Here is a 14,285-nt window from a genome sequence, read left to right as displayed (position 1 = left end):
TCAGAACCCCATATCCATGTCATCGCCAAGATCGGGCGATGGCTCATGATCCTCTCTGGCAGAACGGTGGCCATGCTTCTCGGCCGGATCGGTGAACGACTGGCCGGTCCGCTCCTCGATGGTAATCTGCTGCTCGCGACGTTGGGGCGATGATGGCCCGTTGGGGCGGGACAACGAATTTTGTTCCTCTTTGCCTTTGTCGTCGCGGGAATTGCCTGAGGTCTCTCGCGAAGCGGGCACCCTAGAACCGCCCAGGCTTTCGCGCAGATTGCTGCTTTGGCTTTTGGCGACCGGGGCATCATCTTCGACTTTGGCGGGGGCCGTTCCTGCTGCACGGGAGTCCGCCTCAACCTCAACCGACGTCATCACGCGCGGGTCGGTTACGTCTTGGGACTGTTGCTGGGTTTGTGCATCTGGCTCGTTGATCTCGGTCTCCGGCTCGGTCATGGCCTGCTCGGCTGCCCCAACGACAGGCGCTGGCCCGCCATCACCGCCCGTAGTTTCTTCATCGCCTTCGCCCGGAGGAGCGTAGGCAGCCAATTGCATATCGGTTTTGCGCAGGAACGGTTCGGCGATTTTGGGATAGTCGCGCCAGACAAGGCGGATGCGTGCGGCCGGAAAGCCCTCGGGAAACTTCACATAGCCGTGGAGGGACGGCAGGTTCATGATGTCGTCGGGGATGACGAGCGGCTTGACCTCGGTGCGCGGCGTAATCGTGGCAGCATCACGCGATCGGCTCGCGCCGATCGAATAGGCCTCATCGGTCTCCCGCACCTCGCGGAAGCCGATGAAGTTTGAGCAAACCTCGGCGGTGTTTTTGTCAGCGGTGGCGAGGATCAGCTTGGTGCGAGCCAAAGAGGCAAGGTTGATCGCGCCTTCCTCGCCATAGGTTTCGGCGAGCTTGTCAAAGCTGTGCATCCCCAGCACGAAGGCCCCGCCAAAGCCGCGGGCGGTCTGCAAGCCATGCTCGATCGCTGGCATCCGGTGGAGCGCGTGAACCTCGTCGAAGAGATACCACATGCGCAGATCACGGGTGCGCGGCATGCCCATGAGCGCATTGACCGCCAGATCCATCCAGAGGGTGAGAAGCGCGCGGTTGAGCGTCAGATCGGTATGGGTCGAGGTGATGAACAGGATCGAGCCCGGAACCGGCTCATCTTGTACCCAGCGCCGGATCGAGAACGGTGGCCGCTCGCCCGGCACTGGATCAGGCAGGAATCGGATCGCCTGGGCATTGGTGTTGAACACGGCGCGGATGGATTCCGCCATGCGCGCGGCCTCAGTGGCAGTCAGCGGGCTCGCGATGGTGTTGGCGAGCTTGGCGTGAACGGCCTTGAGGTCAGCCGACATGAGGTGATGGGCAATCGCGCCATTGGTGGTCTCGCCAGAGGCCGCGAGTTTCACGCACATTTCGACAAAGAGCGTGCGCGCCGCCATGGCCCAGAAAGGCTCGGCATTGCCGCCATCGCTGGGGATCAGCGCGGCGGCGGCCGAGATGTAATCTGCATAATTCTGGCAATCGTTGAAGATGGTCCAAGGCGGACAGCGCTGGTCCATGGGATTGAGAATATGGTCGCGGCCTTCCTCGTAAAAGGCTTCGACAAAGGCACCCGTGAGGTCAAAGACCACGCAGCGTTGGCCGCGCTCCCGCGCCTCTGTCACCAGTTTGCGAAGCTGCGTCGTTTTGCCCGCGCCTGTGGTGCCGATGAGCATGGCGTGGGTCTGCTCAAGCCGCCAGGGATAGGCGATCCCTGCCATGGCATAGGGCACATGCAGCCCCAACGCGACGCGCTCGGCGATGGTGGCGCGAGCCACGCGATCGGCCGCCATGGTGGGGTATCGCTCGGCCAATTCGGCGGCAAATTCGGCGGCATTGTGCGCATCGATCTCGCCCGCCAGCACTGCGGCGCTGACCAGCATGGCGCCGCGCTCGTGGCGCTCCTTCAAGATGTCGACGCCAATCTTCTGCGACAGACGCACGAACCATGTCGCCAGCGGGCCGCTGAAAAACAGCGAACCGGCCAAAGCCACGATCATGCAGCGCATGAATTTGGTCCAGGCCTGCGCGACATCGGGATAGTCGGGCACGTCGCCGATGGTCATCGGCACCACGCTGTCGTCAGGCAAAGTCAGGTTCACGCTGTGGCCGGGATCGAGATCGACCAGATTCCAAAAGTCGGCGAAGAGCCGCATTTCGACGAGTTGAACCTCATGCTCGCGCATAAGCAGGGCCAGCAGCAGGACAAGCAGCAGACTGAAGCTGAGGACCGCTGCCAGGATCGGCCAGCGCAGCCCTTCCATCATCATCATGTAGCGCAGGCGGATAAGCTGCGAACCACGGGTGAATGCCCCGACGTTGCGGACGATCTCGCCGCGCGCCGATTCATGTTCGACCGCTACGGGGCGCCGGTCGAAGCGGATGTCGCCGTCACGCGCCATGGTATTTTTTCGTGTATTCGATGGCGAGATCGAGCAGCCGGTCAGCGTCCTCGGGCGATGCCTTTTGAAGCAGCGTGTCGAGCACAAGCGTGTTGAGCTCGATCATGGTAATCAGGCGAACAAAATCGATGCCATGACCGTGCTCCGCGAACGGCAGGGCAATGTTGATGAGATTGCGGGTGGTTTCGGAAATCGACGTGCCCTGCTTCTCCGCAAGGGCCTGAAGACGTTCAGCCTGACGCGCCGTCATGCTAACGCCAATAGGGATATAGTCGGCCATTCTGCTTCTTTCTATGCAGAGGCCGGTTCGGTTATCGCTTTTATAGGCTACCGCCTAAGTGGCGGAAATTCAAGCGTGGCCCGCTGTGATCGTCATTACAAAGACGCCGCGGCGTTGCAGTAGTCTGCATCAAAAATAGGAATATTTTAGAATAACTTAGGGCCAATTTGCAGTGTACTGCATCAATTTGGCTAGGCTAGTGCAGATTTGCACCCTGCTGCAATCGGCGTTGCAAGGACACGGCAGGTTGCAACACCATCTAAATATCAGATAATATTGATTGTTTGTGTCGGAAGCCACTTATGAGATTCTGCGGCCATCCGCGTTCGGTGTGCTGTCAATCAGGAACTTTTTGGGCACTTGTCACGTGCCGGGTGATATGGAAGAATTTTCTGTAAAACTGGTGACTTGCGGGAATAAACTGACCTTCCAAAGGGTCATGTGTCGCGATAAACGGAACCCCTTGTTCTGGATTTATTCTCGCTTGGGGACCAAATAGCAACCAGGTGTTATGGCGGAGAGGGAGATTGGTCAGCCCGTTTTCTACTCTGAATGTGATCATTGGCTTGTCGCTAAAGCTTCCGTCGGCCTTTATGCGATGCCCAGTCATGGGTTTCCTCAAAGGCATCGCGACTCCAGCGGTAAAGCGCGTCATAGACCAGCATCCCGGCCTCAAGCTGAGCGTGGTCATCGTCGAACATGCGCGACAAGCCCAACGACACTGCAAGTAGTCCTGCTGCCTCGGGGGCTATTTTCACGCGATCTGTGTCGGCACCGCGGACAATGATGGCTAGCCGAGCAAGCGGATCAAGGTCTCTAAGGCCAAAATCCTCTACCATCGTATCGAAGGTGCAAAGCTCGCCGCGATGCGTCCAGCGCAGGCCATCGCCTTCGACATCGAAAGGTGTGGCGCTGAAGCCAAGCGACACTGCCTGAATTTCCGACGGCGCGGTAAAAAGGAATACTGCCTCGGGATCGACAAAGCGACGGATCAGCCATGGGCAGGCGATGCGGTCCACCTTGGGCCGGGCGCGCGTCACCCATATTGTGCGGCCCTCGCCATCACGCGGAGGAAGGGCGTCGACCGCGATCATAGGAAGCTTTTCGGCCTGCCACGCCAGCACACCGCCCTCCAGAATTTGCGCGTCGACGCCATGATGGCGCAGCCATGCCGCAACGCCAGGGCTGGCTGCTTGACCATTGCGGCAGATCACAACCACTTCGCGCTCGGCATAGGCCGGCCCCCAAGATGAAACCGAGATCCCGTCACGCAAGATCGCTGCCGGGAACAACCGACCCTCAACCTCCTCTGGCATCCGCACGTCGATCAAAACCGGACATTTCGGCGTTCCCACAAGGCGCAGGAGTTTGGCGGGGCTGATGGCGTTGAGCGCGGACATGGCGGGTCTTTCGGATTATTCGTTGGGCTTGAGAAGGAGCAATTTGGCGCTACCGGTCCAGCCGGCGGGCACGGCAACAATCAACCGATCCAGCTCGGGAGAAAAGAGCGAGGTCCGCCCTCCCGTCCCGGTCTGGACTGTGCCCATCGCGGTGATAGCAGAACCCTGCTCGGCAAAGATTTCGACCTTGCCAGAGCCGCAACTGACGTACCACCGGTGCCGCTTTGCATCGCGGAATATGTCGTCAGCATCGCCGCAGGTCGGCAAGTCCAGTCGCACCGCGCCACTGGCTGCATCGAACCATGTGACATGAGCGGGCAAGCGGGAAACGATGGCGATCTGCTTGCCTTCGGCCCCCAGCGCCATTGGAAAATTCAAGCGATGTGGTGCAACCCAGCGGGCCGTGACCTTGGCTGAGTGCAGATCGGCGACGGCCACCGTCCCGGCATTGGGCAGATTGACGTAAAGTCGGGCTGACCCATCATCGATCTGGAAGCCTTCGGGGTGGGCGGGCAGGTCTATGCGGCCGATGACCTCACGCCGGGCTGGATCGATCAGGGCAATCGCTCCTGACCCATAGCCGACGGCGATCTGCCCGCTGGGCTTGTCCACCCTTACATTGTCTGCATCATCGCCCAGCTTGATCTGGCCGAGCGGTGCCAAGGTGGCCGCATTGTAGAAGCGCACCGTACCATCGCCGCCGCTGGCGACCACCAACTGGTTTTGCGCGGGGAGATAGGCCACCCCTTGCGGTTCTGCGAGGCCGGAGATCCTTTGCATCTTACCTGACACCAGGTCGATGGCATCAACCGTGCCGTTGGCGATCTCGGCGACGAACAGGCGATGATGCGCGGGATCGAGCGTCAGATGATCGATGCGGCCTTTCACACCGGGCAATAGCACTTCGCGTTCCAGCGTCAAAGAGGTGCCAGCAGTCGGAGACTGCGCCTGAGCGCATCCACTGAGCGCCATAGTCGCGAGTAATGCGATGTGGGCCAATCGCCGCATCAGATCTCTCCTTCATAACAGGTGTGTCGCCGTTCGAGCCAGAACGTCGCCGCGATACAGCCAAGGATGGTCAAGCCAAATCCGGAGATGAAAGCTCCAAATGGCACGGCGCCATTGGCCAGCGATTTGGCAACCCCCAGAAAAGCGCCGTAGAGCCAGCAGGCCGCACTGATCGAACAGATCAGCAAGAGGGCGCTGCGCCGCCCAGACAGGGTTGAAATATGCCGCAGATTGCCCAGCATCAGGCTGGTTGCAAGCCATACGATGACCACGACCAGTTTGGTCCAAAGTTTTGGATTCTGGAAATAGCACAATCCGCCAGCCAGCAAGATCCCGAGTGCGATGATCGCCAAACCGGATGCCCATAAATGCCATTCCGCAACCTTGATGCGGTGCTGGCGCAAGGGATCACGAGAGCCATCAAACAGCGATGCATAGGCTTGCAGCACGCAATAGCCGCCCTGGCAGAAAGCCAGCACGTGCCAAAATACGGCGAGCGCCCATAAGAGTTTGAGGAAAATCAACATGCGTTTGGACCAGCATGACATGGCCTGACGACCTGTAGGTCCTCAGGCCATATCGCCTTTCGAGTTATCCCTTGGTGGCGGCCCGGTAGCGGGCATCGACCACCGCCCAGTCGATGTTGTGCATGAAGGCATCGACATATTTGGCCGCTGCTGCGCCATAGTCGATGGCAAAGGCGTGCTCATACATGTCCAGCACCAGCAGCGGCGTGCCGGTGACGGGGCCATTGGTGTGATCCCATGCCCAGTAATTGTGCAGCGACTTGGTGTATTGGTTCCACGCCAAAATGCACCAGCCCGAACCGCCCGCCAGCGCCATAGCGGTGCGCCGGAATTCGGCCTCCCAGCCCTCGAAACTGCCATGGCTTTTGGCCAGCGCCTCGCGGATTGCGCCCGAGGCGACGCCATTGCCGCCGAACTGTTCGAAATAGAGCTCGTGGAGGATAACCGAACCGGTGCGGTGCAATTCCTCGCGTTTGAGATCGCCATAGATCACTGGCGGCAGGTCCTTGTCCGCCATGGCTGCTGACAGGCGCCCTTCGACCATGTTGAGGGCCTTGACCGAGCCTTGGTAATTGTTTTCCCAATGCGAGCGGATCAGCTTTTCCGAGAGACCGGTGAGCTTGGTCGCATCAAAGCCGAGCGGCTTGGGCTGATGGCCGCCAGCGAAGGCCGGAACGGTAACCGAGGGTGCGCTTTGGGCGCTGGCTTCCATGGGGACTGCGGCTGCGGCCATGCCAAGGGCAAGGCCGCCAAGAGCGTTGCGGCGGGAAATGTCGGTCATGGTCAGAAACTCCTATGCGGACAGTTGAGAGAGCAGCCAACCGCCAGCGGCGGCCAAGGCGAGAACGGGAATCACATTCCATTTGCGGCCGATGATCGCGAAGGCCGATACGGCAGCGATCAATCCGGCGCGCCAGTCGAAGCTGGCGAGCTGCGGGAGGTTGAGGCTGACAGGGCCAAGCGAGGTTGGGCGCAAATCATGGAACAACACCTGCAGGGCGAACCATGCCGACAGATTGGCGATCACCCCGACAATCGCCGAGGTGACCAGCGCCAGTGCGCCCTTCAAAAGGCCCGCGCGTTCCAGCCGCTCAATCCATGGCGCCAGCGCAAACACCCACAGGAAGCAGGGTGCGAAGGTCACCCAGGTGGTGAGCGCCGCGCCCAACAGGCCAGCTACCAGCGGGGTAAAAGGTGCTGGCGCGCGGAAGGCGGCCAGATAGCCCACAAATTGCGTGACCATGATCAGCGGGCCGGGGGTGGTCTCGGCAAGGCCCAGCCCATCGGCCATTTCGCCCGCGCTCAGCCAGTGTTGGGTCGAGACCGCCTGCTGCGCCATGTAGGCCAGCACCGCATAGGCCCCACCGAAGGTCACCACGGCCAGCTTGGAAAAGAACAGGCCAATCCGCCACAGCACATGGCCGCGCCCCAAAAGGGCGAGCACCGCAACCATGGGTGCTGCCCAAACCGCCCCGCCGATCAGTGCGGACCACAGGCTGTGGCGCCACGGGCGCGCGGTGTCGGGCGGGGTGGCAGGTTCGGCCTTGAGGCCCAGCAGAGCGGGGCGCTGACGGGCGACAAACCAGCCAACCAGTCCTGCGCCGATCACCACTAGCGGGAAGGGCGCGTTGAACATAAACAGCGCGATGAAGGACACTACCGCTGCTGCTTTGCGAAAACGCGTGCCCAGCGCGCGACCTGCCAAGCGTAGCACTGCCTGCACCACGATCGCCAGCACCGCCGCCTTGATACCGAGGAACAGCGCGGCAAACCACACCAAATGCGCCGCCGCGCCATAAAGCATCGACAGCGCGAGAATCACCGCGGCACCGGGGATCACAAACAGCAGCCCCGCCGCCAGCCCGCCGCGAATGCCGTGCAGCTTCCAGCCGATCCAGATCGCCAGTTGCTGCGCTTCTGGCCCCGGCAGCAGGTGGCAGAAGTTGAGCGCGTGAAGATATTGCTCCTCGCTGACCCAGCCACGTTCCTCGACCAATTCGCGATGCATCAGCGCGATTTGCCCCGCCGGCCCGCCAAAGCTGAGGCAGCCGATGCGCGCCGACACGCGCACCAGCTCGGCAAAATCAGGATGGGTACGAGAAGTCGTCATCAAAGCGCCTATTACCTTTCCGCCCGCAAAAGCGCAGGCAAGAGAAGGCAACACTTGGGCTGACGCCTGGCCGGGAGGTTGCTTTATCCCGGTAAAACGGGCTTCTAGCGTAGCTTCGGTTAGATGGCAATGGATTTGCTCTGGCGCCGGTCAAGATGAACCAAAGACGACAATTGTATTCAGCATCGCACAACCCGTCGGTCGCTATCCGGGGTGTATCGGTGACTTGCCGGTTCGGGAGATGCGACATGCGGCATTGGGTGGGTGCAATTGGGGTGGTGACCGCGCTGATGGTGGCGGGAAGCGCACAGGCGCAAAGTTGGGGTGTCTATGTGGGCAATGGCGCCCCACCACCGGCGCCTTATGCTATGCGTTGGCATGACGATGGCGCCGATCGCATGATGAACTTCGTCTGTTCGGGCCAACGCGCGCATATGCTCGAGGAGAAGCTTGGCCAGGAGGTCGACGAGGGGGACATTGATCCCGACCAAGCCGACCGTATGCACGCCGCGATTGATGGACTGGAGGGGCGTCAGCGCCGCGAATGTGCTGAAGGCGATATGCGCTCGGTTCGCGAGATCGCCTGGCGCTACGACCGGATTGGCCAATGGATGGATCGTGCCGCCCATGGCTACGGCGACGGGCGGGAATGGGGCCAGGGTTGGCGTCCTCGCTGACCCAAGCCTATAGATATTTGGCGATCTCGGTCAGTCGCCCCAGCGTCTCGCGCGCTTCGGGTGTAAGATCGCCGAGCGTTTCGGTGAGGTGATGCTCGATATGGTGCGCTACCAGATGGGTTTTGGCCTTGTCGAGCGCGGCGATCACCGCCTGCAACTGCTGGGCCACGTCCAGGGCACTGCGATCGTCCTCGATCATCGTGACGATCTTGGCGAGGTGCCCGTTGGCCCGGCGCAGGCGGTTGATCAGGTCCTTGTCGGTGGTGTGGCTCATGGCCTCATTCAGAGCAGGTGACGCGCGCCGTCAAGCGCGACGATGCAACCCACAACAAGGATCACCCCGCCTGAGATCAGCGGAGCCTTGCGAACTGCCTCGCCAAATCCGCTCCAGCGCTTTTCCAGATGGCGCAGGGACAGGGCCGCCAGCACGCCCGATGCCACCATCGTCATGGCCAGCCCGACCGAAAATCCTGCCACCAGCACGGCTCCCAAGGCGACACGGTGCAGTTGCAGGCACAGCATCAGCACGGTGATGGCGCCGGGACATGGCACCAATCCACCGGTGAGGCCGAAGATCACGATCTGGCCGGTGCTCACCGCGCGATTGGCAAAGCGCCGCCGAATATCTTCAGCATGGGCTGCCTCATGGGCATTGACATAGCCGCCAGTCGCCAGTTCCAACTCGTGAACGTCTTCATCGCTCGGCTCATGGTGATGATGGTCATGATGATGATCGTGATGCCCGTGCCCGTGATGGTGATCATGATGATGCCCATGATCGTGATTATGGCTATGGGCCGCGCGCAGATCGGCGCGGGCGCGCCACAGCATCCACAACGCCATGCCAATGATCACTGCGCCCGAGGCCAATTGAAAATAGGGTTCGGTATCCTCAGCCCGGAACGATCCAAAGGCCCACATCCCGCCCATCGCAACCAGCCACACCACCATTGTATGCGATAGCGTGGCGGCCAGCCCCAGCAGGACCGCCTGCCGGACCGTGCCTTTCACCGCGATGATGAAGGCGGCCATCATGGTCTTGGAATGACCCGGCTCCAACCCGTGCAGCGCGCCCAGCAGGATGGCACTGGGAATGAACAGCCAGCCATTGGCGGCATCTTGAACGATGAGCGAGGAAAGGTCAGTCATGGGCGATCCAGTATCCCCCCTAGGGGGATATAGCAAGTACTCAGGGCAGACCTTTGAGATCACGGGTCCAAAGCGCAACGCCTGTTATGCCGCTCCAGATCACGGTGATGGTCGCCAGGCTCACCATGGCGCGATGGGGTTCGAGATCGGGATGCCGGAGAGCGGAGAACAGCTCGGCAAAGCCCAGATAGCCGGCACCTGCGGCAAGAACGTGCGCTGCGACCAGCACCGCCAGGCCTGAAGCTGACAGCAGCGATCCCAGTATCCCGATGACCTTGGGTCGATCACGCCGATGCATCAAAGCTGCCGACCAAAGCTGTAGCGCCAGCAGGCTGGACAAAGCGAAGGTCAGTTCCGCTCGCACGATGACTGCCGGATCTGGCACTACCACCATCACGGTCCTGGCGACAAAACAGATGCCGAACACGATCAGGCCTGCTCGATTGAGCGGGCGGGTGGCCCCAAGTTCGTCGCACAGGCTCAAAGCGCCGAAGGTCAGCACCAGCCATCCGGCAAAGGCCCAAGGCTGGCTCAGCGCGCCCAGCAGGCTGGCAGGTATTTGCGAGATTGCGCCTACCAAGAGGGTGACGGCGGCAATCTTGGCAGTGCGGGCTATTGGCATGGTTGCAAGGCTCCCCGGTTTGGCTGGGTGTGCCAATAGGGATGAGGGCGCCAGCTCGATATGGACAAGTTGGCTGGAATGTCCGAACCATGGGAAATGCGCGACACCGACAACCCTGCTGCCACTTCCTCAACTGGGGCCGATGCGCGAACGGCCTTGCTTCGCGGTTTTGCGGAACTGGTGTTGAGCCGCCGCTATGGAGATTTCGGCGTGGCCAGCATTATTCAGGCCGCTCAGGTCGCGCGCTCGACTTTCTATTACCACTTTGCCGGCAAGGACGATCTCTTGCTCGAAAACCTCCGGCCATTTGTCGAAACGCTTGCGGCCATGCCTCAGGAACAAGGCGTTTCGCCTGCGCTGGAACAGTGGGTCAGCCATATCTGGACGCAGCGAGCGACAGCTCGGCGCCTGCTGGGCGGGCCCACCGGGGACAAGCTTCAAACCCTGCTGGCCGATACGCTGCGTGAGAGGTTGTCACTACAGTGCGTCGACATCAGCCCCGATGGCCTGACCATGCTTGCCGAGCAGATCGCCGCCAGTTCTATGGCGTTGCTGAGGGCTTGGGTGGGACACCGCTTCAGCGCTGCGCCGCCCAGCGTTGCCCTATCGCTAAGGCGCGGAGCACGGGCTTTGTCTCACCCGCGCGAGCACTCATGATGAAAGCGTGAGGCGTTGACTGAAATTGCAGAATCACAGGAGGTGGGCCGTCAGCAGAAAAAAGTTAGCTTGCTGCCATTCGCAACACATCCCTTGCAGCATCCGGCAGCCCCGCAATCACAGAAAGATACGCGCTGGCGGTAGCATCTGGCTGCCTCCGCCCTTGCTCCCAACCTTTTAGGGTCGCCAACGGAATCCGGTAAGCGCTGGCAAAGGCCTGCTGCGACATGCCCAGTTCCTCGCGAATGGCGCGGACGTCCGGCACTTCGATAGTGTGCGTGCGCGCCAACTGGCTCGTGCCCTGAGCGTGCTCCGCAGCCTCGGAAATGGCCGCGATCAGATCGTCACCAAAGCTGCTCATCATGCGTCTCCTTCGGCGATGCCCGCCGCTGTCTTGATAATCGCCGCAAAACCGGCGACCGCCTTCTTCTCGTCCGGCGTCAGGTCGGTGGCCTGCGCCTTCGCATAGGCCAGCAGCAGGTAGAGCGGACAGCCTGAGTGATAGTAGAAATAGATCACCCGCGCGCCACCGCGCTTGCCACTTCCTGCCTTGCTCCAGCGTAGCTTGCGCACGCCGCCGGTGCCTTGGATCACGTCGCCCGCTTCGGGATTGTGAGCGACGTAATCGACCAACTCTGCCAGTTCCGCCTCGCTCCAAATCTTGGCCGCCGAGCGCGCAAAGATTTGCGTCTCGGCGACGGTGATGGGGCGAGTCTTCATGTGCGGGATATACGTCATTGACGCCCGACCTTCAAGGGGTAGTGCAGGTCTAGCGCCCGCCCGCCAAAGCCTGCTCGATAGCCCGCCCGATTTCCTCGGCGGCATCGAGCAGATGGGCGTCGTCAAGGTGGGCATAACGCGCGGTGGATTTGATGCAGCGATGTCCGAGCAGCTTGCCGATCATCGGCAGACTTTCCCGGCTCATCACGGCATGGCTGGCAAAGGTATGGCGCAAATCATGCAGCCGGAAATTCCGTAAGCCAGCAAGGTCGCGCACCTCCACCCATGCATCCCGGATGTCTGAAAACGGATTGCCGGTACGCGAACTTGCGAAAATCCACGGCACCTTGGGCATTCGGGGAACTTCGCCGAGCAGATCGACCGCTTCTTGCCCCAGCCAAACTGTCCGAGGCCCGGTCTTGCTGTCGCGCAGCTTGAGGCGGTTGCCACGCAAGTCGCTCCACTGCAGCGAGAGGATTTCGCCGCGACGGCAGCCGGTCAGAAGCAGCAGCGTGATCGCCACTGCCTGAGAGCGCAGGCTCTGATCGGCATGGTTGCGCATATCCGCCAGCGCAGCGCCCAAACGGGTCATCTCCACCTCGGACAGGTGGCGGGTGCGCATCACCTTGCGATTGCAGCGCACGGCATAGCAGGGGTTGGTGTTCTCAACGCGATAGCCCCACGCCTCAGCCTTGTTGAGCGCGGCGCGCAGGATGTCCATGCAGCGGTTCGCAGCACCTGGCCCGGCATTGTCGGTCAGGGCGGCAAACCATTTGGCGACATCGGCCTCGGTCAAGCTGTCGACATAGATGTCCTTGAACGCCCCATCGATATGGCAGCGACGGTAATCAGTGGCGGTGGTGCGGGTGGACGGCTTCCAAGTCGGCTCACATTTCTGCCAATATTCCTTGAGGAAATCATCCATGCGCGGCGCGCTGCGAATGCGCTCGCGAACGGTGGCAGGATCATGGCCGACGCGTGCATGGGCGATGACCCGCCGCGCCACCATCGTCGCCTGATGGCGGGTCAGCACGGTAGCCGGGCCAATGGTGATCGTCCGCACACGCCCGCCCATCCGCGTTTGGACGATGTAAACATGCCGCCCGCTGGCGTAGTGGCGGATACCAAAGCCGTTCTCGATGGCCAGCCATGTAGTTGTTCGTGGGCGGCCCCGCTGAGCGCGCGAGAGTTTGGGATCGACGCCAACCTCGGCCAGCGCTTTCTCGACAATCTGGCGGAGGGAAAGACTGGTCATGCGCCCAATCCAATCGCGCTGGCCAATCCACCCGACACGCGCGCCGCCGCCTCGGCAATCGTCTCGTCGGCAAGGTGGGCGTATTTGGCGGTCGTCTCGGGCAGTTCATGCCCCAGCAGCCTGCCGATGGTCGCCAGCGGCATATTGTGGCGGATGGCGATTGAGGCATAGCTGTGGCGTAGGTCGTGAATGCGCAGATCCGGCAGCGCGCAACGGCGGCGGAATTTGGACCACCATACGTCCAGTTTGAGCGGTGCGTCGCCTTTCTGGTTGGGAAACACGAAGGGGCAGCCTTCGCGGCGCGGCAAGGCCTCCAGAATCCGCACCGCTTGGCTGCACAACCAGATCGTCTTGGGGCCGGTCTTGCTATCGGGCAGCAACAGGCGCGGTCCCTGCACCCAATCCCATTGCAGGCCACCGATCTCTTGGCTCCGCGCGCCGGTGTAGAGTAGCAAGCGGATGATGGCGACGCGCAGAGGTTGCATTTCCTCGGCTTCGCTCAGCGCTGCCCCTAGCCGCCGATACTCAAGTGGGCTGAGGAACCGCTCCATCGCCTTGCGCTTGAAGCGCGGCGTTCCCCTGCAAGGATTGCTCCCCTTGCGCAGATACCCCAGCGCCTCGGCATATTTCAGCATCGCCGCCAGCACCGGCAGCGCGCGGTTGAACTTCGCTTGCTTCCCCTCCGCGCAATCATCCCGCCAGCGGATGATGTCTGACCGGCAGATGATGTCGAGCCGCATCGGGCCAAACTGCGGGGCAATGTCGAGGCGGATGGCGTCCCAATTGCGCTTCTGGGTCGAAAGCTTCCAGTGATGCGCGCAATCGCGCCAGAACTCATCGACATACTCGGCGAAGGTGGGCGACTGACGCTGTGCAACGCGGCGAGGCAGACCATCAAGCGCCACCTCTGCCAAAATTCGCCGCGCCTGCATCCGCGCAGTCGGCGCATCGAGGTCTTCCACCGAGCCCAGCGTGATCCGCTGATGCTTGCCGCGCCGCCGGACCCGCACGAACCAACTGCGCCGCCCCGATGGCCTGATCCTCAGGCCGAACCCAGCAAGCTCGGTATCCCAGATCGCATATTCCCGAGGCGCGGGCGGCTGCTTCCGACGCGCCAAATTGCCATCAAGATAGGCCCGATTCCCGGGCGCAAGCCGTTTGGGGACCATATCGCCATCATACACCCCCAATTCGCCATCCAAAACCCCGGAATTCTGCGGAATTTTGGGGACCAGACAGCCATCGGCGGCGGCCAGCTTGCGCCACGTTTCCAGCGCATCCTCGATTGATTTTGCAGCACTTTTTCCCATAAAATGCGGATAACCCGCGTTCGGTGTGCTGCCTGTCCCTTCAGGAACTGGGCAATTCAGATTGACCGCTGATGCTTGAGGATGTCTGCCGATCACCGGGTTCCTGGGCGCCACCAAGTCGCCGACAGGCG

General features: G+C 61.5%; 16 protein-coding genes. 2 read left to right on the top strand and 14 right to left on the bottom strand.

Features of this window, described 5'->3' with window-relative positions; all coding sequences use genetic code 11:
- From ACODS2_RS16985 to chrA, 7 genes are all read right to left on the bottom strand, one after another.
- A complete protein-coding gene (locus ACODS2_RS16985) occupies positions 1–2,439 on the bottom strand; it encodes a type IV secretion system DNA-binding domain-containing protein (RefSeq protein WP_488999889.1) in 2,439 nt (812 codons plus the stop codon).
- Positions 2,429–2,719 carry a hypothetical protein gene (locus ACODS2_RS16980; RefSeq protein WP_067748827.1) on the bottom strand — a complete coding sequence of 97 codons (291 nt, stop codon included), beginning with the start codon at positions 2,717–2,719 and terminating at the stop codon, positions 2,429–2,431. The genes ACODS2_RS16985 and ACODS2_RS16980 overlap by 11 nt, the downstream gene beginning before the upstream one ends.
- A 572-nt stretch (positions 2,720–3,291) precedes the next feature.
- On the bottom strand, positions 3,292–4,119 hold the full coding sequence (locus ACODS2_RS16975) for a chromate resistance protein ChrB domain-containing protein (RefSeq protein WP_127711551.1): 828 nt from the start codon (positions 4,117–4,119) through the stop codon (positions 3,292–3,294).
- Between the two features lie 15 nt (positions 4,120–4,134).
- Complete coding sequence (locus ACODS2_RS16970) at positions 4,135–5,127, bottom strand: YncE family protein (RefSeq protein ID WP_488999888.1); 993 nt, start codon at positions 5,125–5,127, stop codon at positions 4,135–4,137.
- Entirely contained in the window at positions 5,127–5,654 is a 528-nt protein-coding gene (locus ACODS2_RS16965) for a hypothetical protein (protein WP_127711553.1), read from the bottom strand. Before ACODS2_RS16965 ends, ACODS2_RS16970 begins: the two co-directional genes overlap by 1 nt.
- A gap of 64 nt (positions 5,655–5,718) precedes the next feature.
- Positions 5,719–6,435 carry a superoxide dismutase gene (locus ACODS2_RS16960; RefSeq protein WP_246027510.1) on the bottom strand — a complete coding sequence of 239 codons (717 nt, stop codon included), beginning with the start codon at positions 6,433–6,435 and terminating at the stop codon, positions 5,719–5,721.
- 12 nt (positions 6,436–6,447) lie between these two features.
- Positions 6,448–7,764 (bottom strand): chromate efflux transporter, encoded by a 1,317-nt coding sequence (chrA, locus tag ACODS2_RS16955; RefSeq protein ID WP_127711555.1) that lies wholly within the window; start codon positions 7,762–7,764, stop codon positions 6,448–6,450.
- Positions 7,765–8,042: 278 nt separating this feature from the next.
- Between chrA and ACODS2_RS16950 the strand changes: the two genes are divergently transcribed.
- Complete coding sequence (locus ACODS2_RS16950; RefSeq protein WP_488999887.1) at positions 8,043–8,441, top strand: histidine kinase; 399 nt, start codon at positions 8,043–8,045, stop codon at positions 8,439–8,441.
- A 7-nt stretch (positions 8,442–8,448) separates the two neighbouring features.
- Here the strand turns inward: ACODS2_RS16950 and ACODS2_RS16945 are convergent, their stop codons facing one another.
- The 3 genes from ACODS2_RS16945 to ACODS2_RS16935 are packed head-to-tail and all read right to left on the bottom strand — an operon-like array spanning position 8,449 to position 10,212.
- A complete protein-coding gene (locus ACODS2_RS16945) occupies positions 8,449–8,715 on the bottom strand; it encodes a metal-sensing transcriptional repressor (protein WP_127711559.1) in 267 nt (88 codons plus the stop codon).
- An 8-nt stretch (positions 8,716–8,723) separates the two neighbouring features.
- The gene (locus ACODS2_RS16940) at positions 8,724–9,590 is read right to left on the bottom strand and encodes a nickel/cobalt efflux transporter (RefSeq protein ID WP_127711561.1); all 867 of its coding nucleotides are present in this window, start codon (positions 9,588–9,590) and stop codon (positions 8,724–8,726) included.
- A gap of 40 nt (positions 9,591–9,630) precedes the next feature.
- Positions 9,631–10,212 carry a hypothetical protein gene (locus ACODS2_RS16935; RefSeq protein WP_127711563.1) on the bottom strand — a complete coding sequence of 194 codons (582 nt, stop codon included), beginning with the start codon at positions 10,210–10,212 and terminating at the stop codon, positions 9,631–9,633.
- A 96-nt stretch (positions 10,213–10,308) separates the two neighbouring features.
- On the opposite strand from ACODS2_RS16935, the gene ACODS2_RS16930 reads away from it, so the two are divergent.
- Positions 10,309–10,869, top strand: coding sequence for a TetR/AcrR family transcriptional regulator (locus tag ACODS2_RS16930; RefSeq protein ID WP_488999886.1), 561 nt, complete (start codon positions 10,309–10,311; stop codon positions 10,867–10,869).
- 64 nt (positions 10,870–10,933) lie between these two features.
- Here ACODS2_RS16930 and nadS read toward each other — a convergent pair whose 3' ends face one another.
- Genes nadS through ACODS2_RS16910 form a run of 4 tightly spaced genes read right to left on the bottom strand, consistent with a single transcriptional unit; the run spans position 10,934 to position 14,250 of the window.
- Positions 10,934–11,233, bottom strand: coding sequence for a NadS family protein (nadS, locus tag ACODS2_RS16925; RefSeq protein WP_246027511.1), 300 nt, complete (start codon positions 11,231–11,233; stop codon positions 10,934–10,936).
- The gene (locus tag ACODS2_RS16920; protein ID WP_220446033.1) at positions 11,230–11,589 is read right to left on the bottom strand and encodes a type II toxin-antitoxin system RelE/ParE family toxin; all 360 of its coding nucleotides are present in this window, start codon (positions 11,587–11,589) and stop codon (positions 11,230–11,232) included. The genes nadS and ACODS2_RS16920 overlap by 4 nt, the downstream gene beginning before the upstream one ends.
- Before the next feature lie 49 nt (positions 11,590–11,638).
- Positions 11,639–12,844 (bottom strand): site-specific integrase, encoded by a 1,206-nt coding sequence (locus ACODS2_RS16915; protein WP_127711569.1) that lies wholly within the window; start codon positions 12,842–12,844, stop codon positions 11,639–11,641.
- Positions 12,841–14,250: a tyrosine-type recombinase/integrase gene (locus ACODS2_RS16910; RefSeq protein ID WP_488999885.1), complete on the bottom strand. Its 1,410-nt coding sequence runs from the start codon at positions 14,248–14,250 to the stop codon at positions 12,841–12,843. The genes ACODS2_RS16915 and ACODS2_RS16910 overlap by 4 nt, the downstream gene beginning before the upstream one ends.
- Positions 14,251–14,285: the final 35 nt, after the last annotated feature.

It is taken from the genome of Novosphingobium sp. FG137 (assembly GCF_057809735.1).
This window is presented reverse-complemented; position numbering and strand designations above follow the sequence as displayed.

Excerpts from the sequence above, each read along its gene's own strand:
- nadS (WP_246027511.1), bottom strand. The coding sequence starts at position 11,233 with ATGATGAGCAGCTTTGGTGACGATCTGATCGCGGCCATTTCCGAGGCT.
- ACODS2_RS16975 (WP_127711551.1), bottom strand. The coding sequence starts at position 4,119 with ATGTCCGCGCTCAACGCCATCAGCCCCGCCAAACTCCTGCGCCTTGTG.
- ACODS2_RS16965 (WP_127711553.1), bottom strand. The coding sequence starts at position 5,654 with ATGTTGATTTTCCTCAAACTCTTATGGGCGCTCGCCGTATTTTGGCAC.
- ACODS2_RS16915 (WP_127711569.1), bottom strand. The coding sequence starts at position 12,844 with ATGACCAGTCTTTCCCTCCGCCAGATTGTCGAGAAAGCGCTGGCCGAG.
- ACODS2_RS16970 (WP_488999888.1), bottom strand. The coding sequence starts at position 5,127 with ATGCGGCGATTGGCCCACATCGCATTACTCGCGACTATGGCGCTCAGT.
- ACODS2_RS16980 (WP_067748827.1), bottom strand. The coding sequence starts at position 2,719 with ATGGCCGACTATATCCCTATTGGCGTTAGCATGACGGCGCGTCAGGCT.
- ACODS2_RS16935 (WP_127711563.1), bottom strand. The coding sequence starts at position 10,212 with ATGCCAATAGCCCGCACTGCCAAGATTGCCGCCGTCACCCTCTTGGTA.
- ACODS2_RS16930 (WP_488999886.1), top strand. The coding sequence starts at position 10,309 with ATGCGCGACACCGACAACCCTGCTGCCACTTCCTCAACTGGGGCCGAT.
- ACODS2_RS16945 (WP_127711559.1), bottom strand. The coding sequence starts at position 8,715 with ATGAGCCACACCACCGACAAGGACCTGATCAACCGCCTGCGCCGGGCC.
- ACODS2_RS16960 (WP_246027510.1), bottom strand. The coding sequence starts at position 6,435 with ATGACCGACATTTCCCGCCGCAACGCTCTTGGCGGCCTTGCCCTTGGC.
- ACODS2_RS16940 (WP_127711561.1), bottom strand. The coding sequence starts at position 9,590 with ATGACTGACCTTTCCTCGCTCATCGTTCAAGATGCCGCCAATGGCTGG.
- chrA (WP_127711555.1), bottom strand. The coding sequence starts at position 7,764 with ATGACGACTTCTCGTACCCATCCTGATTTTGCCGAGCTGGTGCGCGTG.
- ACODS2_RS16920 (WP_220446033.1), bottom strand. The coding sequence starts at position 11,589 with ATGAAGACTCGCCCCATCACCGTCGCCGAGACGCAAATCTTTGCGCGC.
- ACODS2_RS16985 (WP_488999889.1), bottom strand. The coding sequence starts at position 2,439 with ATGGCGCGTGACGGCGACATCCGCTTCGACCGGCGCCCCGTAGCGGTC.